Annotated in this window: 25 protein-coding genes and 1 tRNA gene; 14 read left to right on the top strand and 12 right to left on the bottom strand. The window is 67.6% G+C overall.

The genetic code is table 11. The features are described 5' to 3' along the window. Window positions 1-47: 47 nt before the first annotated feature. Window positions 48-1,481, bottom strand: coding sequence for a dicarboxylate/amino acid:cation symporter (locus ASF80_RS17270; RefSeq protein ID WP_056313354.1), 1,434 nt, complete (start codon window positions 1,479-1,481; stop codon window positions 48-50). A gap of 143 nt (window positions 1,482-1,624) precedes the next feature. Beyond that, complete coding sequence (locus tag ASF80_RS17265; RefSeq protein WP_056313351.1) at window positions 1,625-1,957, bottom strand: hypothetical protein; 333 nt, start codon at window positions 1,955-1,957, stop codon at window positions 1,625-1,627. 104 nt (window positions 1,958-2,061) lie between these two features. On the opposite strand from ASF80_RS17265, the gene ASF80_RS17260 reads away from it, so the two are divergent. Next, entirely contained in the window at window positions 2,062-2,430 is a 369-nt protein-coding gene (locus ASF80_RS17260; RefSeq protein ID WP_056313349.1) for a YbjQ family protein, read from the top strand. A gap of 54 nt (window positions 2,431-2,484) precedes the next feature. Here the strand turns inward: ASF80_RS17260 and ASF80_RS17255 are convergent, their stop codons facing one another. The 3 genes from ASF80_RS17255 to ASF80_RS17245 form a co-directional block, all read right to left on the bottom strand. Further along, window positions 2,485-2,700: a hypothetical protein gene (locus tag ASF80_RS17255; RefSeq protein WP_056313348.1), complete on the bottom strand. Its 216-nt coding sequence runs from the start codon at window positions 2,698-2,700 to the stop codon at window positions 2,485-2,487. A gap of 84 nt (window positions 2,701-2,784) precedes the next feature. Further along, window positions 2,785-3,015: a helix-turn-helix domain-containing protein gene (locus tag ASF80_RS17250; protein ID WP_056313345.1), complete on the bottom strand. Its 231-nt coding sequence runs from the start codon at window positions 3,013-3,015 to the stop codon at window positions 2,785-2,787. After that, entirely contained in the window at window positions 3,012-3,653 is a 642-nt protein-coding gene (locus ASF80_RS17245) for a hypothetical protein (protein ID WP_056313343.1), read from the bottom strand. Before ASF80_RS17245 ends, ASF80_RS17250 begins: the two co-directional genes overlap by 4 nt. A 226-nt stretch (window positions 3,654-3,879) precedes the next feature. Here ASF80_RS17245 and ASF80_RS17240 point away from each other — a divergent pair, with 226 nt between their 5' ends. The 4 genes from ASF80_RS17240 (at window position 3,880) to ASF80_RS17225 (ending at window position 8,529) form a co-directional block, all read left to right on the top strand. Continuing rightward, a complete protein-coding gene (locus ASF80_RS17240; RefSeq protein WP_056313341.1) occupies window positions 3,880-6,405 on the top strand; it encodes an ATP-dependent Clp protease ATP-binding subunit in 2,526 nt (841 codons plus the stop codon). A gap of 174 nt (window positions 6,406-6,579) precedes the next feature. Then, window positions 6,580-7,083 carry an amino-acid N-acetyltransferase gene (locus ASF80_RS17235; RefSeq protein ID WP_056313339.1) on the top strand — a complete coding sequence of 168 codons (504 nt, stop codon included), beginning with the start codon at window positions 6,580-6,582 and terminating at the stop codon, window positions 7,081-7,083. 9 nt (window positions 7,084-7,092) lie between these two features. Further along, window positions 7,093-7,755, top strand: a complete 663-nt coding sequence (locus ASF80_RS17230) for a hypothetical protein (protein ID WP_056313337.1) — start codon at window positions 7,093-7,095, stop codon at window positions 7,753-7,755. 363 nt (window positions 7,756-8,118) lie between these two features. Beyond that, the gene (locus ASF80_RS17225) at window positions 8,119-8,529 is read left to right on the top strand and encodes a hypothetical protein (RefSeq protein ID WP_056313335.1); all 411 of its coding nucleotides are present in this window, start codon (window positions 8,119-8,121) and stop codon (window positions 8,527-8,529) included. 37 nt (window positions 8,530-8,566) lie between these two features. Here ASF80_RS17225 and radA read toward each other — a convergent pair whose 3' ends face one another. Further along, on the bottom strand, window positions 8,567-9,934 hold the full coding sequence (radA, locus tag ASF80_RS17220; protein ID WP_056313333.1) for a DNA repair protein RadA: 1,368 nt from the start codon (window positions 9,932-9,934) through the stop codon (window positions 8,567-8,569). 100 nt (window positions 9,935-10,034) lie between these two features. On the opposite strand from radA, the gene ASF80_RS17215 reads away from it, so the two are divergent. The 5 genes from ASF80_RS17215 to cydC all read left to right on the top strand — a co-directional run bounded on the left by ASF80_RS17215 (window position 10,035) and on the right by cydC (window position 16,703). Further along, window positions 10,035-10,661 carry a helix-turn-helix transcriptional regulator gene (locus ASF80_RS17215; RefSeq protein ID WP_056313332.1) on the top strand — a complete coding sequence of 209 codons (627 nt, stop codon included), beginning with the start codon at window positions 10,035-10,037 and terminating at the stop codon, window positions 10,659-10,661. A 109-nt stretch (window positions 10,662-10,770) separates the two neighbouring features. Next, window positions 10,771-12,186 carry a cytochrome ubiquinol oxidase subunit I gene (locus tag ASF80_RS17210; protein ID WP_056313331.1) on the top strand — a complete coding sequence of 472 codons (1,416 nt, stop codon included), beginning with the start codon at window positions 10,771-10,773 and terminating at the stop codon, window positions 12,184-12,186. A gap of 14 nt (window positions 12,187-12,200) precedes the next feature. Next, window positions 12,201-13,223, top strand: coding sequence for a cytochrome d ubiquinol oxidase subunit II (gene cydB, locus ASF80_RS17205; protein ID WP_056313328.1), 1,023 nt, complete (start codon window positions 12,201-12,203; stop codon window positions 13,221-13,223). 106 nt (window positions 13,224-13,329) lie between these two features. Then, a complete protein-coding gene (gene cydD, locus ASF80_RS17200; RefSeq protein WP_056313325.1) occupies window positions 13,330-14,997 on the top strand; it encodes a thiol reductant ABC exporter subunit CydD in 1,668 nt (555 codons plus the stop codon). Continuing rightward, window positions 14,994-16,703: a thiol reductant ABC exporter subunit CydC gene (gene cydC / locus ASF80_RS17195; protein WP_082488448.1), complete on the top strand. Its 1,710-nt coding sequence runs from the start codon at window positions 14,994-14,996 to the stop codon at window positions 16,701-16,703. The genes cydD and cydC overlap by 4 nt, the downstream gene beginning before the upstream one ends. A gap of 171 nt (window positions 16,704-16,874) precedes the next feature. Here cydC and ASF80_RS17190 read toward each other — a convergent pair whose 3' ends face one another. Then, on the bottom strand, window positions 16,875-17,651 hold the full coding sequence (locus ASF80_RS17190; RefSeq protein WP_056313324.1) for a hypothetical protein: 777 nt from the start codon (window positions 17,649-17,651) through the stop codon (window positions 16,875-16,877). Window positions 17,652-17,777: 126 nt separating this feature from the next. Between ASF80_RS17190 and ASF80_RS17185 the strand changes: the two genes are divergently transcribed. Both ASF80_RS17185 and ASF80_RS17180 read left to right on the top strand, forming a co-directional pair. Continuing rightward, window positions 17,778-18,824, top strand: coding sequence for a hypothetical protein (locus ASF80_RS17185; protein ID WP_056313321.1), 1,047 nt, complete (start codon window positions 17,778-17,780; stop codon window positions 18,822-18,824). A gap of 57 nt (window positions 18,825-18,881) precedes the next feature. Then, window positions 18,882-18,972 (top strand) — tRNA-Ser (locus tag ASF80_RS17180). Window positions 18,973-18,996: 24 nt separating this feature from the next. On the opposite strand, the gene ASF80_RS19615 is transcribed toward ASF80_RS17180, so the two are convergent. The 3 genes from ASF80_RS19615 to ASF80_RS17170 form a co-directional block, all read right to left on the bottom strand. Next, complete coding sequence (locus ASF80_RS19615) at window positions 18,997-19,398, bottom strand: cyclase family protein (protein WP_082488446.1); 402 nt, start codon at window positions 19,396-19,398, stop codon at window positions 18,997-18,999. Between the two features lie 247 nt (window positions 19,399-19,645). Next, window positions 19,646-20,764 (bottom strand): ROK family protein, encoded by a 1,119-nt coding sequence (locus ASF80_RS17175; RefSeq protein WP_056313319.1) that lies wholly within the window; start codon window positions 20,762-20,764, stop codon window positions 19,646-19,648. 77 nt (window positions 20,765-20,841) lie between these two features. Beyond that, a complete protein-coding gene (locus tag ASF80_RS17170) occupies window positions 20,842-21,837 on the bottom strand; it encodes an NADP-dependent oxidoreductase (RefSeq protein WP_200934826.1) in 996 nt (331 codons plus the stop codon). Between the two features lie 224 nt (window positions 21,838-22,061). Between ASF80_RS17170 and ASF80_RS17165 the strand changes: the two genes are divergently transcribed. Next, window positions 22,062-22,457 carry a hypothetical protein gene (locus tag ASF80_RS17165; protein WP_056313317.1) on the top strand — a complete coding sequence of 132 codons (396 nt, stop codon included), beginning with the start codon at window positions 22,062-22,064 and terminating at the stop codon, window positions 22,455-22,457. 209 nt (window positions 22,458-22,666) lie between these two features. Further along, complete coding sequence (locus ASF80_RS17160) at window positions 22,667-22,984, top strand: hypothetical protein (protein WP_056313315.1); 318 nt, start codon at window positions 22,667-22,669, stop codon at window positions 22,982-22,984. A 20-nt stretch (window positions 22,985-23,004) separates the two neighbouring features. Here the strand turns inward: ASF80_RS17160 and ASF80_RS17155 are convergent, their stop codons facing one another. Both ASF80_RS17155 and ASF80_RS17150 read right to left on the bottom strand, forming a co-directional pair. After that, window positions 23,005-23,748, bottom strand: coding sequence for a GolD/DthD family dehydrogenase (locus ASF80_RS17155; RefSeq protein ID WP_056313313.1), 744 nt, complete (start codon window positions 23,746-23,748; stop codon window positions 23,005-23,007). Continuing rightward, window positions 23,745-24,467: an HAD-IA family hydrolase gene (locus tag ASF80_RS17150; protein ID WP_082488445.1), complete on the bottom strand. Its 723-nt coding sequence runs from the start codon at window positions 24,465-24,467 to the stop codon at window positions 23,745-23,747. Before ASF80_RS17150 ends, ASF80_RS17155 begins: the two co-directional genes overlap by 4 nt. Between the last annotated feature and the right edge of the window lie 51 nt (window positions 24,468-24,518).

Below are 24,518 nucleotides of genomic sequence, written 5' to 3'. Positions count from 1 at the left end.
GAACGCCCCGCCCCCGAAGAGGGACGAGGCGCTCGGGTGCTGCGGGGTCAGCGGCTGCCGACCGGTTCCTTCTCGGCGTCCGCGGTGCCGGAGGCGTCCGCCTCGGGCACGTCGTCGTCGGAGTCGTCGGCGAAGGGCAGGCCCTCGCGCGGGGCGTTGTAGAGCTCCTCGTCGAGGATGCCCTCGCGCTTGGCGACGATGGTCGGCACGAGCGCCTGGCCCGCGACGTTGACCGCGGTGCGACCCATGTCGAGGATCGGGTCGATCGCGAGCAGCAGGCCGACGCCCTCGAGCGGCAGGCCCAGCGTCGACAGCGTCAGCGTGAGCATGACCGTCGCGCCCGTGGTGCCGGCGGTGGCGGCGGAGCCGACGACCGAGACGAGCACGATCAGCAGGTACTGCACGAGGTTGAGCTCGATGCCGAAGAACTGGGCGACGAAGATCGCGGCGATGGCCGGGTAGATCGCGGCGCAGCCGTCCATCTTGGTCGTCGCGCCGAACGGGACGGCGAACGAGGCGTACGACCGGGGCACGCCGAGGTTGCGCTCGGTGACGCGCTCGGTCAGGGGCAGGGTGCCGATCGACGAGCGGCTGACGAAGGCCAGCTGCACGGCCGGCCACACGCCCGAGAAGTACTGCTTGATCGAGAGGCCGTTGGTCTTGACGAGGATCGGGTAGACGACGAACAGCACCAACGCGAGGCCGATGTAGACCGCGATCGCGAACCAGCCGAGCGAGGCGAGCTTCTCCCAGCCGTACTTGACGACCGCCGCGCCGATCAGACCGAAGGTGCCGAGCGGGGCGATGCGGATGATCCACCACAGCACGCGCTGGATGACCTTGAGCAGCGACTCGGTGAACGCGAGGAACGGCTCGGCCTTCTTGCCGGCCTTGAGGGCCGCGATGCCCACGGCGACCGCGATCACGATGATCTGCAGGATGTTGAAGTTCACGCTCGACGAGAACGTGCCCTCGGCGGCGCCGGGGTTGGTGCTGACGCTGAGGCCCAGGAAGTTCTGCGGGATCAGGCCGAGGAGGAAGTTCCACCACGTGCCCACCGTGTAGGGGTCGCTCGGCTCGAGTCCGTCGCCGGCGCGCGAACCGGGCTGGATGACGAGGCCGAGCGTGATGCCGATGATCACGGCGATGAAAGCGGTGATCGCGAACCAGAGCAGGGTCTGACCGGCGAGACGTGCGGCGTTCTGCACGCGCCGCAGGTTCGAGATGCTGGCGACGATCGCGGTGAAGATCAGCGGCACGACGGCGGTGCGCAGCAGCGTCACGTACGAGCTGCCGATCGTGTCGAGCGTGGCCGAGAGGCCGTTGGGGCTGTCTGCCGTGGCGCCCAACTGGCGGGCGATCAGACCGGCGGCGATGCCGAGGACGAGGGCCGCGAGGATCTGGAAGCCGAACGAGGTCAGCAGCTTCCGGACGGGTCCGCGGGTGTCTGGCGCCTTCGTGGCGCGGACGGTGGTGCTCATTGGATTGGGGACTCCAGAATCGATGCGCGCCGTGTGCGCGCTTCCGTCCACGCTAGGAGCCGGGCCGGAGTCCCGAGGCCGAGATGACGAAGGATGACGGATGCCGAAGCATCCGTCATCCTCGGTCTATCGGAGGGGGCGGGTCAGCCCGCGCACTCCTGGAGGTTGTCCTGCAGGATCTTCGTCGTCAGGGCCTTGTCCGCCTCGCTGGACTGCTTGTCCTCGCCGTTGGCGAGGAACGTGAGGGTCTCGTTGCTGAGCTCGGAGTCCACCAGGTAGCCGGCGAAGCACTCGGAGGCGCCGTCGGGCAGCTCCTGGCCCTGAGACGTGAAGAACTCGTCGAGGCCGTCGGCGACCATATCGGCGGTCGGGCGAGTGGATCCGCCGCAGGCGGCGAGCGAGAAGGCGAGTGCCGCGATGGGCAGCGCCATGAGGAGGCGGGAAGAGGTGCGCAGGTTCCGGTCGTTGAGCTTCATGCGCTCAACGCTATCGGCTCACAGCGAATGCATAGAAGGGGTTGTGCCGATTCGTCTCGCGCTGGTAATCCGTGTCGGCGCCCGGGCCATGGCACGATGTCCTCATGTTCATGGTGACGACGAACGACATCCCCGGCTACCGCATCACTCAGGTACTGGGGGAGGTCATGGGGCTGACGGTGCGCTCGACCGACTTCGGGCAGGGGTTCACCGCCGGGTTCCGCTCGCTCGGCGGTGGTGAGATCCCCGAGTTCACGCAGGTCATGTACGAGGCGCGGCAGGTCGTGATGCAGCGCATGTGGGCCGAGGCTCAGCAGCGCGGCGGCAACGCGATCGTCGCGATGCGCTTCGACGCCGGGTCGATCGCGAACTTCAGCGAGATCTGCGCCTACGGCACGGCCGTGGTCGTCGAGCCTCTCGCGCCGGTCGGGCAGCCTCAGCCGCCCCAGCCCCCGCAGCCTCCGGTCGCCTGAGGTCTCGCACGTCAGACGCGTCGACTTCGGCCTGTCTCGGCGACGGTCGCGATCTCACTCGCCACGCGTGATCTCCATCACCTCGGCGGTCGTCCGACCAGCTGGGAGGACGCCTCGAACGCGATCAACCGCCTGTTCGCCGCTCTGAGATCGGACGATGTGGAGATTGCGACTGTTGTCGATCAGATCCCCTCGATCTCTCACCTCGAAATCAAGACGGTGGCGCAGCTCGGCGGGGATCGTCGCCCGCCCATCGTCGTCAATGCTCATTCGGCCCACCTCCGATCGCGTGCATCACACCGTATGTCCGCTACCTGCCCCGCGCTAGTCCGCACCAGCATTCTCGAGAGTTCCTCATGCGAGGACCAGCAGGTCGCCGACCTCGCACTCGAGTGCGTCGCAGATCGCCCGCAGGGTCGAGTACCGGATGGCCCTGGCCCTGTCGTTCTTCAGCACCGACAGGTTCACGATGCTGACGCCCACGCGCGCGCTCAGCTCGGTCAGCGTCATCCCTCGTGCGGCGAGCAGCTCGTCGAGACGGCAGTGGATGCCGGTGAGCTCGTCGTCGTTCTCCGCCGGGGTCACACGAGACCCCGTGTGTCATCCTCGAGGGTGGCCTTGTCGCGCTGCAGGCGGTCGCCGACCACGAAGACCGTGCCGATGAGTGCGAGGACGAACGCCGCGAGCACGAAGGTGAAGGGTTCGACGCTCATGACGGCGCTCTCGACGCCGTTGTCGGTGATGTGGGCGATCGTCGCATTGGCGAGCATGTTGTCGAAGAAGCGGACGGCGGCGAACCCGACGAGTCCGGTGATGCCCGCGGTCGACGCGAGAGCGGTGTTACGGCGGCTGAAGACGCGGCCGGCGAGAACGCTGCGGGCCAGCACGATGAGGCATCCGATCACGACGACGATCGTCAGGATCTGCGCGATCTGTCCGATGATGCCGGGCACCGCCGCGATCGCGGGCAGTTGAGGCGCCGTGATCACGGCGCTGTCGAGCCCGACGGAGATGCTGTCGCCGGTGCTGAGCGGCAGCTCGACCGGGGTCTTCGAACCGATGAACTCGGCGAGCACCGGGACGTCGACGCCGCGGGCGAGTTCGATGATCCGGATGATCGAGAACACCGTGATGTACGCGGCGATCGCGACCCCGGCGATGCAGAAGCCGATCAGGGCTCCGGTGTCGCCGCGGGAGAGCGTGCGGTTCTTCGTCGAGGTCATCATCCACTCCTTATCGATCTTCGTTATTACCGATAATCGTTAACATAACGACTGTCGATATGTTCGTCAACCCTCGTGGCACGAGAGCGGTGTCACGGCCCGTCACGGCACTATGCCGACGGCGAACACGGGCATACCTCTCCCGTGCGGTGGTTACTCTCGATGTACAAGCGCTTCACGCGTCTTCGCCAGTGTCGAACAACACGTGCGAATAAGGAGTCACAGCATGTTCGAGAGATTCACGGACCGAGCCCGTCGAGTGGTCGTCCTCGCCCAAGAAGAGGCGAAGATGCTCAACCACAACTACATCGGCACCGAGCACATCCTGCTCGGCCTCATTCACGAGGGCGAGGGTGTCGCGGCCAAGGCGCTCGAGAGCCTCGGCATCTCGCTCGACGCCGTGCGCGAGCAGGTGCAGGACATCATCGGCCAGGGCCAGCAGCAGCCGACCGGGCACATCCCGTTCACGCCGCGCGCCAAGAAGGTCCTCGAGCTGAGCCTCCGCGAGGCCCTCCAGCTCGGCCACAACTACATCGGCACCGAGCACATCCTGCTCGGCCTCATCCGCGAGGGTGAGGGTGTCGCAGCCCAGGTGCTCGTCAAGCTCGGTGCCGACCTGAACAAGGTCCGCCAGCAGGTCATCCAGCTCCTGTCCGGTGCCCCCGGACGCGAGCCGGCAGCCGTCGGCGCGCAGTCGAACGACACCCCGAGCGCCCAGGGCGGCTCGCAGGTGCTCGACCAGTTCGGTCGCAACCTGACGCAGGCCGCACGCGACAACAAGCTCGACCCGGTCATCGGGCGCGAGAAGGAGATCGAGCGGGTCATGCAGATCCTGTCTCGTCGCTCCAAGAACAACCCCGTTCTGATCGGTGAGCCCGGCGTCGGCAAGACCGCCGTCGTCGAGGGCCTCGCCCAGGCGATCGTCAAGGGCGATGTGCCCGAGACGCTGAAGGACAAGCAGCTCTACTCGCTCGACCTCGGCTCTCTCATCGCCGGTTCCCGCTACCGCGGTGACTTCGAGGAGCGCCTGAAGAAGGTCACGAAAGAGATCCGCACGCGCGGCGACATCATCGTCTTCATCGACGAGATCCACACCCTCGTGGGTGCGGGTGCCGCCGAGGGCGCGATCGATGCGGCCAGCATCCTCAAGCCCCTCCTCGCCCGTGGTGAGCTCCAGACCATCGGTGCGACCACGCTCGACGAGTACCGCAAGCACTTCGAGAAGGATGCCGCTCTCGAGCGCCGCTTCCAGTCGATCCAGGTGAACGAGCCGAGCCTCCCTCACACGATCAACATCCTCAAGGGGCTGCGCGACCGGTACGAAGCGCACCACAAGGTGCAGATCACCGACGGCGCGATCGTCGCGGCATCGAACCTCGCCGACCGCTACGTCTCCGACCGGTTCCTGCCCGACAAGGCCATCGACCTGATCGACGAGGCCGGCGCACGCCTGCGCCTCAGCATCCTGTCGAGCCCGCCCGAGCTGCGCGAATTCGACGAGAAGATCGCCAAGGTCCGCGAGCAGAAGGAAGTCGCGTCCGAGGATCAGGACTTCGAGAAGGCCGCATCGCTGCGCGACGAGGAGAAGAGCCTCCTCGCCGAGCGCCTGCGCCTCGAGAAGCAGTGGCGTTCGGGTGACGTCGCGACCCAGGCGGTCGTCGACGAGGGTCTGATCGCCGAGGTGCTCGCACAGGCCACCGGCATCCCGGTCTTCAAGCTGACGGAAGAGGAGTCCTCGCGACTCGTCTTCATGGAGAAGGCGCTGCACCAGCGCGTCATCGGTCAGGAAGAGGCCATCGCGGCACTCTCCAAGACGATCCGTCGTCAGCGTGCAGGCCTCAAGGACCCGAAGCGTCCCTCGGGCTCGTTCATCTTCGCCGGCCCCACGGGTGTCGGAAAGACCGAGCTCGCCAAGGCGCTCGCCGAGTTCCTGTTCGACGACGAAGCCGCTCTCATCTCGCTCGACATGAGCGAGTTCGGTGAGAAGCACACCGTCTCGCGTCTGTTCGGTGCCCCTCCCGGATTCGTCGGATTCGAGGAGGGTGGCCAGCTCACCGAGAAGGTGCGTCGCAAGCCGTTCAGCGTGGTGCTGTTCGACGAGATCGAGAAGGCCCACCCGGACATCTTCAACTCGCTGCTGCAGATCCTCGAAGAGGGTCGTCTGACCGATGGTCAGGGCCGCGTGATCGACTTCAAGAACACCGTCATCATCATGACCACCAACCTCGGTGCTCGTGACATCGCCGGTGGTCCGGTCGGATTCCAGATCGAGGGCGTCAACTCGACGAACTACGAGCGGATGAAGGGCAAGGTCAACGAAGAGCTCAAGCGCAACTTCAAGCCCGAGTTCCTCAACCGTGTCGACGACATCATCGTGTTCCCGCAGCTGTCGAAGGACGAGCTCGTGCAGATCGTCGATCTGTTCACGAAGCGCCTCGGCGAGCGTCTGCTCGACCGCGACATGACGATCGAGCTCTCGCAGTCCGCCAAGGAGCGCCTCATCGAGATCGGGTTCGACCCGGCACTCGGTGCCCGACCGCTGCGTCGCGCGATGCAGCACGAGGTCGAGGACCGTCTGTCCGAGAAGATCCTGCACGGTGAGCTGAACCCCGGCGACCACGTCAAGGTCGACTCGAAGGACGGCGAGTTCCTCTTCGAGCACGGCCCGCGCGGCGAGCAGGTCGCGGTCGGCGTCAACACCGGTGGAGCGATCCCCGGCACCCCCGACCTGGCCATCGCCAGCGGAGAGTGACCTGATCAGAGAAGGGGCGGATGCTGAGGCATCCGCCCCTTCTGCGTGTCCGAGACTTTCGTTCGAATCGCGCACCTTGCAGGTTTCGGGCCGGATTGTCCGCAAAGTGAGCGATTCGAACGGGTGGGGGCCGCTTCAGCGTCTGTGGAGGTGACGGGTTCTAGGCTTGACGATGTGAGCGAGTACATCGTCCGGCCGGCGCGGAGCGCCGACATCATCGGCATCCGGAATCTTCTGCAGCCGATGGTCGAGCAGCGCATCCTCCTCGGCAAGGATCTCGCCGTGCTCTACGGCGCCGTGCAGGAATTCGTGGTGGCCGAGGCCGACGGCGAACTGGTCGGATGCGGTGCACTCCACGTCTTCTGGGAGGACCTCGGCGAGGTGCGCACCCTGATGGTCCGTGCGGACTGGCTGCATCACGGCGTCGGCGGCGCGATCGTCGGTGCTCTCGAGGAGCAGGCGAGGCAGCTGGGTCTCAGCCGACTGTTCTGCCTCACGTTCGAGGTCGATTTCTTCGGTCGACGCGGGTACTCGATCATCGGCGAGCAGGTCGTCGACCCCGACGTGTATTCGCAGCTGCTGCGCAGCGGTGACGCCGGTGTCGAGGAGTTCCTCGACCTTGCGCACGTCAAGCCGAACACGCTCGGCAACACCAGGATGCTGAAAAGGCTCAACTAACCTGGACTCATGCCCCGTCACTCCGCCGCCGTCTATCGTCGTCGGCGACTGGTGACCCTCGTCGCACTGATCCTCTTCGTCGCGTTCATCGTGACGGCGGTGTGGCTTCTCGTCGCCCGACCGTGGGCGAGTGCGACGGAGGCGACCCCGTCGCCGACGCCCTCCGCCTCGTCGACTCCGACGGCATCGACGACCCCCGACCCGACCGCTGCGGAGTCGCCCGCTCCCGAGCCCGAGCCGTCCAGCGAGGAGACGCCGGGAATCGTGGCGTGCGAAGCGCAGGACGTCGAGGTCTCAGCGGTGACGGATGCCGACACGTATCAGGCGGGAGTCCTGCCGCAGCTGTCGATCTCGCTGACGAACCGCGGAGCCACGGACTGCGCGATCGATGTCGGGTCGACGACCCAGGTGCTCACGGTGTCGAGCGGGTCCGACGTGTGGTGGCGCTCGACCGACTGCCAGGAGAACCCGAGCAGCATGATCGCCACGCTGGCGGCCGGAGCGACGGTCACGAGCAAGGTTCCGGTGACCTGGGATCGCACGCGGTCGAGCGTCGAGACCTGCGCCCAGGAGAACCGTGCGCGTGCTCCCGGTGGGGGAGCGTCGTATCACGTGGCCGTCGAGATCGGCGGCTTCAAGGGCGCGGCCACCAAGCAGATCCTGCTCTACTGAGTGCCCGGCCGGCGCCTGGTGCGTCGCGCAGTGCGCCGCTCGTCGCATCCGCATTGGCCAAAGGTCTTGAATACAGACCTGCACTCAGTTTCGGTGCTGACACCATCCGTTCTTTGGGATACCATTGAGGTGACCCTCGCAGACTTGCGGCGCATGCCATCCCCAGTGGCGTCGAACACAGCGTCCCCAGCGCTTCGACATGCCGCCCCGAGGGTCCGCGGGCCCTCTCGAGTACCCCAGTCCCCAATGGAGGACTCGAGAGGGCCCTTTTCTTTTCCTGCGCCTCTCCCGCGCGTCTCTGATTTCGCGGTGAGCGTCCGCATTCGCGGGGAGCGGCAGCCGCGGGCTGAATATGCTGGATGCATGGCATCGAAGAAGGCGAAGTCCGCGAAGAACAAGCCCGCGCCCGAGGATTTCCGGTCGGATGCTCTCGCACAGGCCCTGGAGAAGCAGGACATTGCCGCGGTCGCCCTGGCACTGCGCCACGGCACCACCGTCGTGCCGCTCGTGAAGCCCGGGGCCCGCGACAACCCGCTCGACAGCGGCGAGGTGTGGACCTACCGCGACCCGAAGTCGGGCGACTTGGCGCTTCTGCTGTTCAGCGATGCGAAGAACAAGCCCGACAACCTGCCGCCGGGGGTGGGCATCTACACCGCCGATTGGCTGCGCAAGTTCCTGGTCGCGCACCCGATCACGACGGTCTTCCTCGACATCGCGGGGCCGCATCCGATGCAGGCCTCGCCCGACGAGCTGCTCAGGGCCCTCGACGCCTGAGCGCGGTGGCGCCCGCGACCCTGCGGTCGCCGCGGACTCAGAACGGCGGGATGTCGGCTTCGCTGCGACGCGTGGTGTTGCGCGAGCGGACGTCGTTGAGCGCCGCGCGCAGCGTCTTCGAACGGTCGTCGACCACCTGCTCGTAGCCGAGTCGCGACGCCTCTGAGCGGCGCTGCGCCGACTGCGTGACCGGCCGGATCTCACCGGCGAGGCTGAGCTCTCCGACCGCCGCGACCGTGCGCGGCACGGAGATCTGCTGGATCGACCCCGCCACGGCGATCGCGATCGCGAGGTCGGCGGCAGGTTCGGTGAAGCGCACACCGCCGACGGTCGAGACGTAGACGTCGAGATTGCTGGTCTTGATGTGCGCTCGTCGTTCGAGGATCGCCAGCACCATCGCCACACGGGAGGAATCGAGTCCGTGCACCACACGGCGGGGGTTCGGCGCGGTGGTGTTGATCGTCAGCGCCTGCACCTCGACAGGGAGCGCCCTGCGGCCCTCGAGCGAGATGGCGACGCACGTGCCCGGCTCCGTCTCGCCCTGCGAGAGGAAGAGACCCGAGGGATCGGGAACCTCGGAGATGCCCGCCCCCGTCATCTCGAAGCATCCGACCTCATCGGTGGGGCCGAATCGGTTCTTCAACGCCCGGATGAAGCGCAGTGACGTCTGCCGGTCGCCCTCGAAGTGGCACACCACGTCGACCAGGTGCTCGAGCACACGGGGCCCGGCCACGGTGCCGTCTTTCGTCACATGGCCGACGAGGATGACGGGCAGGCCGCGGTCTTTCGCGACGCGGATCAGCGTCGCCGCGACCTCGCGCACCTGGCTCGGCTGGCCGGCGGCACCGTCGATCAGCGACGACGACACAGTCTGCACCGAGTCGACGATCACGAGCTGCGGTGCCACCTCGTCGATATGGCCGAGGATCGTCGCGAGGTCGGTCTCGCTCGCGAGGTAGAGCTCGTCGTGCAGTGCTCCGGTGCGCTCGGCCCGCAGACGCACCTGCGCGGGGGACTCCTCGGCGCTGGCGTAGAGCACCCGACGGCCGGAGCGCGCGGCTTGCGCTGCGACCTCGAGCAGCAGCGTCGATTTGCCGACGCCGGGCTCGCCGCTCAGCAGGATCGCCGCACCCGGCACGATGCCGCCGCCGAGCACCCGGTCGAACTCGCCCACACCGCTCGTGCGGCGGGGAGCGTCTTCTGTGGTGATCTGCGTGATCGGCCGTGCGGCCTTCGCCGCGGTCGGCGCGAGCGGGGTGATGCGGCTCAGGATGCCGGTCTGGGCGCCCTGCTCCTGCACCGTGCCCCACTGCTGGCATTCGGCACAGCGACCCACCCACTTCGCCGTCGTCCACCCGCACTCGGTGCAGACGTACGCGGGAGGGGCGGGTTTTCGGGTTGCCATGCAGCCAGGCTATCGCCGAGATCAGACATCCCTATCGCCTCGGGCATTATTCACGGCCGAATAGCTCGATGTCGCGCAGCGGCCACGGAATACTGGAGTCATGGCCAATGGCGGGCCCGTCTGCGGGCCGATCTCGACGTTCTCACGGGTGCAGCTCCTGCACCTCGTGCAGACGCGTGCGGATCGCACCATCGGCGAGCTGTGCGACGCCACGGGGCTGCATCCCAACACGGTGCGCGAGCACCTGCAGCGCCTGATCGAGGGTGGCTACGTCATCCAGGCCAGCGAGCACCGCACCACCCGCGGCCGTCCGCGCACGCTCTACAGCGCCGCGACCGGCACCGCGGATGCATCCAGTCCCATCGCCCGCAACAAGGCCAAGGCCGCAGCCGAGCGCGGCGACCTGCTGCGTCGCGTGCTCCCGGCATCCGCATCCGCTCTGGGTCGCGACGCGACCTACCAGCTGGACGCCCTGATCGAACACTTGGAGGAGAGCGGCTTCGAGCCCGTCGTCGATGACGAGCAGCTCACCGTCGATCTCAGCCCGTGCCCGCACGCCGCGGGTCGCGCCGAAGACCGTCCGATGCTGTGCACCGTGCACCTCGGCCTCATGCAGGGGGTGCTCACCGAAGCCGGTGGGCCGCTCGCTGCCGAGGCCGTGCGCGCCACCGCCCTCCCGGCGGATTGCACGGTACAGCTGCGCCTGACGGAGATGACCGCCGCCTAGGCGAGCATCTGTCTTATTCACGGTCTGCAGCCCCGCGGGGGCAGTGGGCTCGTCGTTAGCGTGGCACCCGGCGCACAGAAGAACCAGGGCATCGAAGAAGGAGTGGCACATGGAATGGCTAGACCCGCTGGTCCTGTCTCGATGGCAGTTCGGTCTGACGACCGTCTACCACTACCTGTTCGTGCCGCTGACGATCGGCATGGCTCTGGTCGCGGCGATCTTCCAGACCGCGTGGGTGCGCACCGGCAAGGTGCAGTACCTGCACCTGACCCGGTTCTTCGGCAAGATCTTCCTGATCAACTTCGCCATGGGTGTCGTGACCGGCATCGTGCAGGAGTTCCAGTTCGGCATGAACTGGTCGGACTACTCCCGCTTCGTGGGTGACGTCTTCGGCGCCCCGCTCGCCTTCGAGGGACTGCTCGCCTTCTTCTTCGAGGCGACGTTCATCGGACTCTGGATCTTCGGCTGGGACAAGCTTCCGCAGAAACTGCACCTCGCCACGATCTGGTGCGTCTCGATCGGCAGCATCCTGTCGGCGTACTTCATCATCGCCGCCAACGCGTTCATGCAGAACCCGGTCGGCTACGTCTACAACCCCGAGACGAACCGTGCGGAGCTCACCGACTTCTGGGCGCTGCTGACGAACCCCGTCGCGCTCGCCGCCTTCCCGCACACGATCTTCGGTGCGCTGATGTTCGCCGCCGGTGTGGTGATCTCCGTGTCGGCCTGGCACCTCGCTCGCGGCCAGCACTTCGACACGATGCGCATCTCGCTGAAGTTCGGGCTCTGGGCGATGATCGTCTCCACCGCCGGCGTCGTGCTCACGGGTGACCAGCTGGGACTCGCGATGTACGCGGCGCAGCCGATGAAGATGGCGGCGGCGGAAGCCACGTTCAACACCGTCTGCGGCTACGACGCCTCCTTCAGCATCTTCACGCTGGGCACCCCGGACGGCAGCTCCGAGCTGTTCTCGATCCGCGTGCCGTATCTGCTCTCGCTGCTGTCGACCCACTCGTTCGATGCCTGCGTGCACGGCATCAACGACCTCAACGCCGAGTACAGCACCACGTTCGCCGACACCGGGCTCACCGAGTTCGCCCCGATCCTCTGGGTCACGTACTGGGCGTTCCGCTGGATGATCGGCCTCGGCATCGCCGCAGCGCTCGTCGCCGTCGTCGGCCTGTGGCTGACCCGCAAGGGCGCCAAGAAGCCCCCGGCGCAGTGGATGTGGAAGCTCGCGATCTGGTCGTTCCCCCTCGCGCTCGCCGCGAACATCATGGGCTGGGTCTTCACCGAGATGGGCAGGCAGCCCTGGATCGTCTTCGGGCTCATGACCACGCAGGACGGCGTCTCGCCGGGCGTCAGCGGGCTCGAGGTGCTCATCTCGCTGATCGCCTTCACCGCGATCTATGCGGCGCTGGCCGTGGTCGAGATCCGCCTCATCATCAAGGCCGCGCAGAAGGGCCCTGACACCGACGAACAACCCCACGAGGAGACGGCCCAGCTGCCGTCTGTCGTGTACTGAGAAAGGGATCAGTCATGGAATACATGTGGTTCTGGATCGTCGCCTTCCTCTTCGTCGGCTACTTCGTTCTCGACGGATTCGACTTCGGCGTGGGCATGTCGCTGCCGTTCCTCGGCAAGAACGACGTCTCGCGTCGCCAGGTGATCAACACGATCGGCCCGATCTGGGATCTCAACGAGACCTGGGTCATCGTCGCCGGCGCCTGCCTGTTCGCGTCGTTCCCCGAGTGGTACGCGACGCTGTTCAGCGGGTTCTACCTGCCGCTGCTGCTGATCCTGCTCGCGCTGATCCTGCGCGGGGTGTCGTTCGAGTACCGGCACCAGCGCGAGTCGGCGAAGTGGAAGCGCGGCTTCGACCGGATGATCGTGATCGGCTCGGCCGTGCCGGCGCTGCTCTGGGGCGTCGCGTTCGGCAACATCGTGCAGGGGGTGGCGATCGATGAGAACCACATCTACGTCGGTGGCTTCTTCGCGCTGCTGAACCCGTATGCGCTGCTCGTCGGCGTCACGACGCTGCTGCTCTTCTTCCTGCACGGCGTGCTCTTCGTCTCGCTCAAGACCGACGGACAGGTGCACGCGGATGCTCGTCGCCTGGTGAAGCTCGCCGCAGGGCCCACGGTGCTCGCCGCGGCCGGCACCGTGATCTGGACGGTCGTCCTGGCCGCCGGGCGCGAGGCGCCGCTGCTGTGGATGGTCGTCGGATGCGGACTCGTCGCCGCCCTCGCGCTCATCGCATCGGTGCTGTTCTCGCTGCGCGGCCGCGACGGACGGGCGTTCACCGCGGGCGCTGTGACCGTGGCATCCGCTGTGGTGATGCTGTTCGCGGCGCTGTTCCCCTACGTGATGCCGTCGACGATCGACCCGGCCTTCAGCCTCACGATCGAGAACGCGTCGAGCACGCCGTATACGCTGACGATCATGAGTTGGACCGCGCTGATCGCCCTGCCCCTCGTGCTGGCGTACCAGACGTGGACCTACTGGATCTTCCGCAAGAGGGTCACCCGCAGCTCGATCGAGGGGGCTCCGGCGCACGCGTGAGACACGGCTTCTGGTCCGGTCGCAGTTCGTGCCGCCTCCCTCGTCGGGGAGCGGCACGACCTGCGACCGGAGCGACCTGTCTGATCATGGCTGAGGGGATGGAACGGTGAAGCCGGTCGACATCCGTCTGCTGCGATACGCGAGCGCGGCCCGCGGATTCCTGCTGCTGTCGGGCGCGATCGGCGTCCTGCAGACGGCGGTGACGGTCGCGTTCGCCTGGATGCTGACGGATGCCGTGACCGGCGCGCTCGCCGGACGCGACGTCACGACGACACTGCTGTGGCTGCTCGGGCTCGCGGCGCTGCGTGGAGTGCTGATCGCCGCCTCGGATGCCGCCGGAACCCGCGCTGCGGCGAAGACCGGGATGCAGCTGCGTGCCGCGCTGATCGCCGCCGTCGGCCGCCTCGGACCGGGGTGGCTCGCACAGCGCAATCAGGCAGGGCTCGCCGTGACGGCGGGGCATGGGCTCGAAGCGCTCGACGCGTACTTCGCCCGGTACATTCCGCAGCTCGTGCTCACGGTCATCGCGACGCCGGTGCTGCTCGCGGTGATGTGGTGGCAGGACTGGCCGAGCGGACTGACGGCGCTCATCACGCTGCCGCTCATCCCGCTGTTCCTGATCCTGATCGGCATCGCCACCCGCACGGTGCAGCGCAAGCAGTGGCAGACGCTGCAGCGCCTCGCGACGCGGTTCGCCGACACCGTGCAGGGGCTCTCGACGCTGCGTCTGTTCGGGCGCGAGCGCCGGGCAGCCGCGCAGATCGAGGCCACGGCCGATGAGTATCGTCGCGAGACCATGAAGGTGCTGCGGTTCTCGTTCCTCTCGGGTTTCGCGATGGAGTTGCTGGCCTCGCTCGCCGTGGCGTTGATCGCGGTCGCGGTCGGGTTCCGGCTGCTGTCGGGCGACCTGTCGCTCGAGGTCGGTCTGTTCGTGCTGCTGCTCGCTCCCGAGACGTTCCTGCCGATCCGGCAGGTCGGGGTGCAGTTCCACGCCGCGTCCGAGGGCGTTGCGGCCACGGAGGATGTGTTCGAGGTGCTGGATGCGGCCGAGGCTCGGGCCGGCGGTGTTCACGATTCAGCACGCGATGCCGACACCGGGTCGTCTGGTGGGCTGACCGCCGGTCGCGGTGGCGTTCATGCTGAATTGCGAACCGCGAACGCGCGAGACCTGGTCGTCGCCGAGCTGCGGGTGCGCGATCTGCCGCCGGTCTCGTTCACCGCAACACCCGGAACCCTCACGCTGATCGAGGGGCCGAGCGGCGCGGGCAAGTCGAGTCTGCTCGCGGCTCTGCGGGGTGCGGTCGAGTTCGAGGGCTCTGCCACGGTCGGCGGCGTCGATGTGCGCGAGGTCGCACCGTCGGACTGGTTGGCCTGGAGCGGACAGCGCCCCCAGCTGAGCCGCGGCACGATCGCGGCCAATGTGGCGCTGGGCGATGAGGCGCCGGATGCCGACGGCATCCGCCATGCCCTCGATGACGCCTGCGCGAACGACCTCGACCCGGCGCTCGAGCTGGGTGTGCAGGGGAGCGGGCTCTCGGGCGGGCAGGCGCAGCGGGTCGCGGTCGCGCGGGCGCTGTATCGGCATGCCGGGCGACCGGATGCTGTGCTGGCACTCGATGAGCCCTCCAGCGCGCTCGACCCCGACACCGAAGAGCGGCTCTGGGCGTCGCTGCGCGCGCGGGCGGATGCCGGGGCCACGATCCTCCTCGTATCGCACCGCCGCTCGGCCAGGGCGATCGCCGACCACGTCGTCGAGCTGGGGGTGAGCGCATGAGCGGCATCGGCACTCGCACCGGCGCCGGCACCGGCGCCGGCACGGGCACTGCGGCGCGGGTGCGCGGCATCCTCCGCCTTGCGCAGCCGCCGTTGCGTCGCTTCCTCCCCGGCGCGATCTGGGGCTTCGTTTCGGCGGGTGCTGCTGTGAGCCTTCTCGCCGTCAGCGGTTGGCTGATCGTCAGCGCGTCGATCGTCGACTCGCTCGTGCCACTGTCGATCGCTGTCGTGGGCGTGCGGTTCTTCGCGGTGTCGCGTGCCGTGACCCGCTACCTCGAACGGCTGAGCGGACATGACGCGGCGCTGCGTCAGCTCGCCTCGACGCGGGCCGACATGGTGCGGCGGCTGACTCCGCTGTCTCCCGCGGGGCTCGGGCGCACCGATCACGGCCGGGTGCAGTCGGCGCTCGTCGACGACGTCGAGAACCTGCAGAATCTGCCGCTGCGGGTCGTGCAGCCGCTGGCGGTGTCGGGGCTCGTCGCACTCGGAGCGGTCGGATTCCTGCTGTTCGTGTCGGTGCCCGCCGCGCTCACTCTCGCCGCGTGCCTGGTGATCGCGGCCGCCGCGGCGATCGGGCTGGGGTGGCTCTTCGGATCCCGCGCCGAGGCTGCAGTCTCCCGCCGCCGTGGCGACCTCTCGGCCGCGCTGACCGACTACTTCGGCGCGCTCGACGTGCTGCTCGCCTATGGCGCTGAACCGCAGGCGCGCGAGCGCGTGCGACAGGCGGATGCCGGTCTCCGCCGTGCCGTCAGCAGGGCCTCGCTCGCGCAGGCGATCGCCGCCGGAGTGGTCTCGGCCGTCGCCGGCGCTGCATCGGTGTGGGCGCTCGCTGTCGCGGCACCAGGGCTCGCGACCGGCGCGATAGACGGCCCCTGGCTCGCGGTCGCGGTGCTCGTGCCGATGGTCGTGTTCGAGGTGTTCGGTGCGGTGCCGATCGCCGCGGCATCCTGGCGCAGCGTGCGGTCGAGCGCCGAGCGCATCGTCGACGTGCTGCCTTCCGAGGTTCCCTCAGAGCTGCGGTCGGATGACGGTGAGGATGCCGAGATCTCCGGCGCCCCGACCATCCGACTCCGTGGCGTCCAGGCCTGGTGGCCGGGCGGCACTCCCGCGCTGCGGGGGGTCGACCTCGACCTGGAACCGGGGGAGCGCGTGCTGGTGGCGGGGCCGAGTGGGGCGGGCAAGAGCTCGCTGGCCGCTGCGCTCGTCGGATTCCTGCGGGTCGAGGGCGAGTATTCCCTCGGCGGTATGGATGCTGCGAGCCTGTCAGGCCCCACGCTCCGCCGCACGATCGGGCTGTGCGAGCAGAGTCCGCAGCTGTTCGATGAGGACATCCGCCAGAATCTGCTCTTCGCCCGTGACTCGGCGACTAACGACGAGCTGCTCGCCGTGCTCGACCGTGTGGGTCTCGGTGCCTGGGTGCGCGAGCGCGGGGGACTCGATGCCAGGGTCGGCGACCGCGGCGGGCTCGTCTCGGGCGGTCAGGCGCAGCGCATCGCCCTGGCGCGGGCGCTGCTGCGGGGCTTCCCGGTGCTCGTGCTCGACGAGCCGACGGCCGGTGTCGACCCGGATGCCTCCGATGCTCTGCTGCGCGACCTGCTGCAGGCGGCGGGGGAGCAGTCCGTGCTGCTGATCTCGCACGTCGCACCGCCGGCCGGGACGGTAGACCGCGTCGTCCGGTTGGAAGACGGGCGCACGGTCTCGGCGTAGTCGGGTGGCGCGTTTCGTCTCGCTTCGCTCGCTCAACGACCGGATGTGGTCCGTTCGTCGAGTGAGGGCGCAGCGGGGCGTTTCCGTTCGTCGAGTGAGGGCGCAGCGGGGCGTTTCCGGTCGTCGAGCGAGGAGCGCAGCGACGAGACGAAACGGGGTGACCGGCCGAGGTCAGGCGTTGAGGTCGGCGCGGGGCTCCATGACGATGCCCTGGGCCTCGAAGACGCGGCGGCGCTCTTCGATGCGGCGGTGCAGCTCGACCTGTGCGTCGTCGACGAGCTGTGGGTCGAGCGCGATGGTCGCCGGCCGCGGGTCGCCGTGGTTCGCCTCGATGTAGGCGTCGAGCTCGGGTCCCGAGGTCCACGACGTGATGAGCGCGAAGCGCGGGGCAGTGCCGCGGTGCCAGACCGCGTGCCAGAAGCGTTGGGTGTCGACGATGATCCGCGACCCCTCGCGCAGCGGCAGGCGGATCTCGGTCGCCGGATCGAACCGGTCGGAGCGCAGAAGCAGCAGTGAGTCGGAGTCGTCAGAGAGGTTGTAGTAGCCGCGCACGACCCAGCCGGTGCCGTCTTCATTGAGGCGGTTGTTGTCGTCCTGGTGCAGGTTGTAGACGGCATCCGCGTATTCGTTGGGCTGCAGCTCGATCACGCGGCAGCGGCCGACTCCGGCACCCGGCTCGAGGGCGCGGCGCTGCAGGGTCGGGGCTATCGCGACCTGCGACTCGACCCACACGCCGTCTTTGTCGGTGCGGGGCGGGGTCTGGTTCCAGAAGCCGTTGCATTCGATCTCGCCGGCGTAGCTCGCCAGAGGGGCGAAGCGCGTGACGCCCGACGAGCGCCAGCCGATGTAGTCGAGGTCGAGCCATTCGGCGGGGTCGGATGCCTGGTCGTGGTCGTCGAGGACGACGTATCCGGTCTCTGCCAGCGCCTCTGATGTGATGAAGCCCATTGCGTCCCCTCCGTGCCTCGACCTCGCGGCTCATCCCTGTCGGATGCCTTAGGCCATCCTAACCAGCGGCGTCGATGCTCGCCGGGGGCACCACCGGTGAAAAGGACCCGGCGATACCCTGGAAGCATGACTCAGCCGCAGGGTGCCCTCCTCGTGGGCAGCGTGAACTACGACGATGCCGAGACCACGATCCGCACGGCAGCGGAGGTGCTCGGCCCGCTGCTGCGCCGCATCCCCGACGGTGAGGTGGGCAAGCGATTCCACTGGATCATGTTCCAGCCCGACGTGCTCGGAGAGGCTGACGGCATCGAGCGCATCGGCGACGAGCCCATCCCGTTCAAGGCCGGGCTCGACGCCCGCGCGCTGCGCATCGCAGACGGGGTAGATGCTGCGAGGATCCAGCTCCCGCCGCTCGGATACGCGGATGCCGCGATCGAGTCCTATGCGATCTTCCGCCGCCTGCGTGATGAGGGAGTCGTGCCGGCCGGTACGCGGTTCCAGGTCTCGCTGCCGACCACGGTCGCCGTGGTCTCGTCGTTCTTCTTCGGCGACGACCGTGCCGCGATCGACCCGGTGTACACCGCTGCCCTGCTCGCCGAGGTCGACAACATACTCGCGGCGATCCCGCACGATGACCTCGCGATCCAGTGGGACGTCGCGAGCGAGATGGGCGTGATCGAGGCGGCTCCCGCCTTCGGACGCGTCATGGACGTCTGGTGGGAGGGCGACCCGTTCCCCGGCCTCGTCTCGCGTCTGGCGGCGTTCATCGATGCTGTGCCGACGGACGTCGAGGTCGGCGTCCACCTCTGCTACGGCGACGTCGCCGAGAAGCACTTCTTCGAGCCGACGGATGCCGCGAACCTCGTCCGCTACGCGAACGCCGTGACCTCGGCATCCGCTCGGGAGCTGACCTGGCTGCACCTGCCAGCGCCGATCGCGCGCGATGACGAGGCCTACTACGCACCGCTCGCCGAGCTCGAGTACCACGGCGAGCTGTACCTCGGACTCGTGCACCGCGAAGACGGCGCCGAGGGTGCTGCCCGTCGCATCGCGGTCGCGCAGCGCTTCGCCCCGGAGTTCGGCGTCGCGACCGAGTGCGGCATCGGGCGTGCACCCGAGCGGACGACCGAAGGCATCCTGCGCACGCACGCCGAAGTCGCCGCCGCGTGGTGATCGGGTGCCGCCGCTCTCGATTCGCGCAGCGGCCCCCGGTGTCGTAAGCTAGTCCGCGGTGACGTGTCCGAGCGGCCGAAGGTGCAACTCTCGAAAAGTTGTGTAGGGTAACCCCCTACCGTGGGTTCAAATCCCACCGTCACCGCCACCACGAAGGCCCCGCGAACCCTTATCAATACAGGGATCGCGGGGCCTCTTTCTTTGTCCGAAGAGCCGCTGAGAAACGGTGCGGAGTGGTCCCGGACTCACCGGTTGACGGGCCACTTCCCAGCCCGACTTGCGCCGAGCAAGGCGCAAGGTTGATCGACGCGCAATGAAGCACCTTCCATGCGTGCAGAAGCCGATGCGCGGCACCTGGGGCCTCGACACTGCCTCGTAGCACGTGACGAGGTGCGTCCACGTGAGTTCCGGTATGAGTCCCGAGCGACATCCGGTCAGTTCCGGAAAGGATCGTCGACTCCGTGACAGCCACCCCAAGATCGAATGGTCCATGGGGGTAGGTGAGGAGCAAGTCGAACGGCTCGTAGACCCGGGGCAGCGATGGTGCTGGGTCGCAAATCGTGAGAGAGCTCATGTGTCCGCTGAACGCCCACGGGCATTCGGGCGGCTGCTGTGGCGCTCACTCACCACGGCGACCTCGCCATTCCGAGCAATCGTGATCCCGCGCCCGCCACGGGCGTCGACATCGTCCGCTGACCTGCGCGCCGGGCACCCCCCCCGAGTAAAGGACGGCAGGATGTCGGCGCGCGAACAGAAGAAACCGGCATCAGGGACTGATCGGCGGGTCAAACGCCGGACATCGCGCGGCGCATACCGGCGGGTCAGTCCGACCAGGAGACAGTCGGACTATGGAATGCAGGTGCCAACTGAGCCAAACGACGGTCGCGGAAGAGTGCCACGGCGCCGAACGCCGCTGCATCCGCGCCGAGATCGCTAGGTCGCACGTGCGGCAACTGGTCGCTGCGCAGGCGCGAGCGATAGCCGAGTTCGGCGGAGATCGTGTCGGCCACGAGCTGGGCGACGTCGCCCAGAGCGCCGTCGATGACCATGGTGTCCGGTTCCATCGTCGTGACGAGGTTCGAGATCGTCTCTCCGACGGCACGACCGAAGTTCACGGCCGCGTGCTCGCGGGTCGAATCCGGACCCTGCGCGCGGACGAGCGCGGGGTCGTGGAGAACCCGCCACTCCGCCTGCCTCTCGGACGAGAGGCGGGCGAGGTCCGCATTCGTCACGCTTCCAGAGCGCAGGAGGCGGCCGTCGAGAGTGAGCCCCACGCCGACCATCGCGCGTGCCGACACATAGACGGCATTGGTGGCCGACTTCGTCGTGCCGAACCATGCCTCGCCCATCGCGGCGAGGTTAGCGTATGTCTCCACGGCGACCGGGACGCCGGAAACGGAGGGGCTCGACGGACTCTTCGGTATCGCACGGCCGGACGACGTCGCCCGGGTCGCTCCGGGTACGGCCACGACGACGGCATCGACGGAGTGCGCTCGTGCGAGCGCCTGGAATCGCAGGGCCGACGCAGGGTCGAGGTCTGTGGCCGACGGCGGGGCGCTGCGCTCGTCCGCGAAGACGAATGTCTCGTCGACATCGCTGGACGGTCCGATGTCGCCACGGCAGGTCGCCAAAGTCATCTGTGGGGACGTCGGATCGATGTCGACGAACAGGAGGCGCTTGTCGGCCAGCGTGAGTCGGATCTGATGGGACGGGCGTCCCGCCCCGGGCCCCTTCGTCAGGCCATCGGTTCCGGAGATCAACCCTCGTGCGAGGAGCGAGGTGATCGCCGAGACCAAGGTGGAGCGAGGAAGCTGGGTCTTAGCGGCCAGATCGGACCTTGACATGACGTCTGAGCGGGCCATCGTCTCGATGACGATCTGCTCGGCGAGCCGGAGAGGCTCACCGTCGAGCGAGACCCAATCTCGTGATGAACGTGTCACCGCGACGGTAGCCGCCGTCCGCGTCCTCGCCACCGATCTCGCCCGCTCTCATCCATATCGAACCGCCGTCATGTGCATCACTCATTCTGCCAGTCATCCGGGCCGAGGGAGATGGCGATCTTGCCGACCGTGTGCCCTTCCGCGGCCGCTGCATGCGCGTCAGCGAGCCCTGAGATGGGATAGACGCGGGAGATGCGGGGCGTCAGTCGTCCTGTTTCCGCGAGTGCTGCGAGGTAGTCGAGACCGGCACCGTCTGGCTCGACGAGGATGCCGGGGGTGACGGTAACCCCTTCCCGGGCGGCCGCGGCGAGCAGCACGTCGTCCGGTCCGGGTGCCACCCGCACCAGGGTGCCACCCGCCTTCAATACCGCTACCGATCGCGGTCCGACGTCACCGCCCACGAGATCGAGGACGACGTCGACTGGCCGCAACACCTCCTCGAACCGGTGGACGTGATGATCGATCACCTCGGTCGCACCGAGACTGCGGAGCCAATCGTGCTGTGACGTGCGTGCCGTCGCGACGACCTCGGCTCCGAGGCTGTGCGCGATCTGAATGGCGAGGTGCCCGACGCCACCGGCTCCCGCATGGACAAGCACACGCTGACCTGCCCGCGTCGTCGCGGCGACAGTCAGTGCATGGAGGGCCGTCAGGCCGGCAAGCGGCAGGGCAGCGGCCTCGGCGTGGCTGAGGTTCTCGGGCTTTCGTGCGAACTGCCGCGAGGGGGCTGCGACGAACTCTGCATTCGCGCGTGCGGGTCGGGGGAACCATGGGAGTCCGAACACCTCGTCCCCCACGCGGAACCGGTGGACCCCGTGCCCTATCTCCGCCACCGTCCCCGAGACGTCCCACCCCAGCACTTGGACACCCGGCGCGGCGGCGTGAGCGGCGGGTGTCCGCCATCCTCCGCGGGTTCGCCAATCGATGGGATTGATGCTGGAGGCGTGGACTCGCACGAGGACCTCGCTGGGCAGCACCTCGGGCCGGGCAAGGCGGATCTCGTGCAGCACAAGGGGGTCGCCCGGAGCGTCATAGCCGACGGCGCGCATGTCGTTCTCATCGATCTCAGCCATAAAATCCATTATCGTTTAAATTGCGGGCCGGTGGTGCGATCGCACGGAGAATGAGCGCATCCCCGTCGACTTCCTCGATGAGCTCGATACCGCTGTCGGGGCTGTACGACAGCGTGTCACCGCCCTTGGGGTGACGGCGTGCTTCGCTGAGCCCGAGAGCTACACGACGAGCGAGGCGACGGACGGAGCGACCTCGTTCGTCGTGGTCCACGGGCGGCGGCGGGTTGGCGTACTTCCTCGCTGTCCAGCTCACTCTGGCGATCTCGCAGGTGGCCAATTTCTTCGCACAGCGCAATATCACGTTCAAGTCGAACACGAACCCCTGGTGGGCCGCCCTCTGGTATGCGGTGGCATACGTGGTCATCTCGTTCGCCGCCGCCGCGCTCCAGGGTCTCTACAAGGGCCCCGTCTACGAACTGCTGATCACGACCTGGGGCATGGGGAGCGCAGGCGAGGCCGTGGCCGACGTGCTCACGATGCTGATCAACGCCCTCATCTCCTGCGCCGTGTTCTTCCCGATCTTCAAGCTCATCTTCCGGCGCACGCCGGACGAAACGACGATAGACATAGCGACTGACCAGATCCGCACGGAGGACGTGGCCGTCGTCGCGCGGCGATAGTCCCGATCCCAGGCGTTCTACCTGATCATGATCCACCACAACGACCCGGCGACGGTGGGCACGTCCATTCTGATCGCAGGCATCGTGTCGACCGGGCTTTCGCTGATCTTCGCTCCGCTGCTCGCGAAGCTCTCGGACAGGGGCGGCCGACGCAAGCCCTTCGTCATCGCTTCGGCGATCGTCTCGCAGTCGGGCTCAGCCTCACCGCGATGGCGACGACCTACCCGATGTTCCTCGTGGCGGTGGCGGTGGCAGTGATGGGGATCGGTCAGGGCGTGTACTTCGCGGTGGACTATGCCCTGATCATGGATGTCCTGCCGGACCAGCAGAACCCCGCGAAGGACCTCGGAATCATGAACCTCGCGAGCACCCCGCCGTCCTCCGTCGTGCCGGCGATCGCTCCCACGCTTCTCATGGTCGGGGCGAGAGCGACGAACCCTCAGAACTTCGCGGCGTTGTTCCTCGCGGGTGCGGCCTCGGCCGTCCTCGGGGCGCTGTTGATCCTGCCGATCAAGGGCGTGAAGTAAAGAGACCGCGAGCTTACGGCTCAGGCGATCGTGTAGCCGCCATCGATCCTGACATCCTGACCGGTGATCATCGCTGATTCTTCGCTCGCGAGGTAGGCGACCAGCCCTGCGACTTCGGCCGGTTCGGCGAATCGACCGACGGGGATCGCGGCGCGTGCGCGATCCCCTTTGTCGCCAGACCATTCCGCCGTCGCCATCGGCGTGTTCACGATGGTCGGCGACACCGTGTTGACGGTGATGCCGGCGGACGCCCACTCCAGTGCCAGTACGCGAGTCATGCCGAGAAGTGCTGACTTCGACGCGCAGTAGGCGACGTGCCCTTCGAGAGCGACGGTCGCGGCTTGCGAAGCGATACTGATGATTCGCCCGCTTCCGCGCGTGAGCATCAAACCGCCGATCGCCTGAGAGAGGAAGAATGCGGCGTTGAGATTCACATCGATGACGCTCTGCCACTCCGAGGCCGAGATATCGATGGCCGGCTTCACGACAGCGATGCCGGCGCAGTTCACGAGAATGTCGGGAATCGTTCCCGTGGCCTCGAGCTGTGCGGCGATGGCGACGGAAGCGGTGGCATCGGTGAGATCTGTGCGGATGAAGGTGTGCCCGTCTCCAGGCAGAGCGTCGCAGACAGACGCGGTTCGGTCAGACCGGTCGACCGCGACGATGGTCGCTCCTCGTTCGGCCAGCAGCTGCGAGATCGCCTCTCCGATGCCGCTCGCCGCGCCTGTGACGAGAGCTGTCTTGTCGCTGAAGTCAGAAGTCATGATTGTGGTCCTTCCCGAGGGTTCGGCTGACTGTAGACGCTTGGTGGCGTGGATGCGGGGAATGCCAGCTGGGCGCGCCCGTCGGCGAAGGCCAACTCCGCGCCCTCATAGTCGACGATGCGTACGAGGTCCGCCGTCGTCGATGACTCGTGAATGCCGCGAACGACGACCTGCGCTCCCGATGCCAGGCCGGAGCGGATTCCCGCTTCGGCGTCCTCGAAGACAAGGCAATCGTCGGGCGGTGTCCCGAGCAGCGAAGCGGCGTGCAGGTAGGGATCCGGCGCCGGCTTGCCGTGTGAGACGTCTTCGGCCGAGACGAGGACTCCGGGTATGGGCACACCAGCGTGGGTCATTCGCGCGATGGCGAGGTCTCGCGTGGCGCTGGTCACAACCGCGACCGGCACCTTGTGATCGAGCAGCGCGGTCATCAACGAGGCGGCACCCGGCACCTCCACGGCGGAGGATGCTTCTTCGATCTCCTGCTCGAGGAGCCGTCGTGTGATGGTGACCTGCTCGGCCGGTGACAGGTCGGAGAGGAAGCGGGCGACGCTGTCGACGATCTGCCGTCCGTGTGAATAGTCGATTACGTCGCGTGGCGGAGCATCTGCATAGGCGGCGAGTCGGGTCCATGTCGCTTCCGCGGCCGAGAGGGAGTCGACCAGAGTGCCGTCCATGTCGAAGAGGACGGCGGTGAAGCTGAGATGGTGTGCTGACATCATGTCTGCGCCGTGCTTCCTTCTGAGGCTTGTCATGGCTCGTCGCGCATCGTC

The organism is Microbacterium sp. Leaf159 (assembly GCF_001423615.1).
Taxonomy (GTDB): domain Bacteria; phylum Actinomycetota; class Actinomycetes; order Actinomycetales; family Microbacteriaceae; genus Microbacterium.
The sequence above is the reverse complement of the archived record's forward strand: the minus strand, read 5'-3'. Positions and strand labels throughout refer to the sequence as shown.

Bases quoted from the DNA above. Each gene is read 5' to 3' on its own strand.
- ASF80_RS17270 (WP_056313354.1), bottom strand. From the start codon at position 1,481: ATGAGCACCACCGTCCGCGCCACGAAGGCGCCAGACACCCGCGGACCC.
- ASF80_RS17265 (WP_056313351.1), bottom strand. From the start codon at position 1,957: ATGAAGCTCAACGACCGGAACCTGCGCACCTCTTCCCGCCTCCTCATG.
- ASF80_RS17260 (WP_056313349.1), top strand. From the start codon at position 2,062: ATGTTCATGGTGACGACGAACGACATCCCCGGCTACCGCATCACTCAG.
- ASF80_RS17255 (WP_056313348.1), bottom strand. From the start codon at position 2,700: ATGAGCATTGACGACGATGGGCGGGCGACGATCCCCGCCGAGCTGCGC.
- ASF80_RS17245 (WP_056313343.1), bottom strand. From the start codon at position 3,653: ATGACCTCGACGAAGAACCGCACGCTCTCCCGCGGCGACACCGGAGCC.
- ASF80_RS17240 (WP_056313341.1), top strand. From the start codon at position 3,880: ATGTTCGAGAGATTCACGGACCGAGCCCGTCGAGTGGTCGTCCTCGCC.
- ASF80_RS17230 (WP_056313337.1), top strand. From the start codon at position 7,093: ATGCCCCGTCACTCCGCCGCCGTCTATCGTCGTCGGCGACTGGTGACC.
- ASF80_RS17225 (WP_056313335.1), top strand. From the start codon at position 8,119: ATGGCATCGAAGAAGGCGAAGTCCGCGAAGAACAAGCCCGCGCCCGAG.
- radA (WP_056313333.1), bottom strand. From the start codon at position 9,934: ATGGCAACCCGAAAACCCGCCCCTCCCGCGTACGTCTGCACCGAGTGC.
- ASF80_RS17215 (WP_056313332.1), top strand. From the start codon at position 10,035: ATGGCCAATGGCGGGCCCGTCTGCGGGCCGATCTCGACGTTCTCACGG.
- ASF80_RS17210 (WP_056313331.1), top strand. From the start codon at position 10,771: ATGGAATGGCTAGACCCGCTGGTCCTGTCTCGATGGCAGTTCGGTCTG.
- cydB (WP_056313328.1), top strand. From the start codon at position 12,201: ATGGAATACATGTGGTTCTGGATCGTCGCCTTCCTCTTCGTCGGCTAC.
- cydC (WP_082488448.1), top strand. From the start codon at position 14,994: ATGAGCGGCATCGGCACTCGCACCGGCGCCGGCACCGGCGCCGGCACG.
- ASF80_RS17190 (WP_056313324.1), bottom strand. From the start codon at position 17,651: ATGGGCTTCATCACATCAGAGGCGCTGGCAGAGACCGGATACGTCGTC.
- ASF80_RS17185 (WP_056313321.1), top strand. From the start codon at position 17,778: ATGACTCAGCCGCAGGGTGCCCTCCTCGTGGGCAGCGTGAACTACGAC.
- ASF80_RS19615 (WP_082488446.1), bottom strand. From the start codon at position 19,398: ATGAGCTCTCTCACGATTTGCGACCCAGCACCATCGCTGCCCCGGGTC.
- ASF80_RS17170 (WP_200934826.1), bottom strand. From the start codon at position 21,837: ATGGCTGAGATCGATGAGAACGACATGCGCGCCGTCGGCTATGACGCT.
- ASF80_RS17160 (WP_056313315.1), top strand. From the start codon at position 22,667: ATGGCGACGACCTACCCGATGTTCCTCGTGGCGGTGGCGGTGGCAGTG.
- ASF80_RS17155 (WP_056313313.1), bottom strand. From the start codon at position 23,748: ATGACTTCTGACTTCAGCGACAAGACAGCTCTCGTCACAGGCGCGGCG.
- ASF80_RS17150 (WP_082488445.1), bottom strand. From the start codon at position 24,467: ATGATGTCAGCACACCATCTCAGCTTCACCGCCGTCCTCTTCGACATG.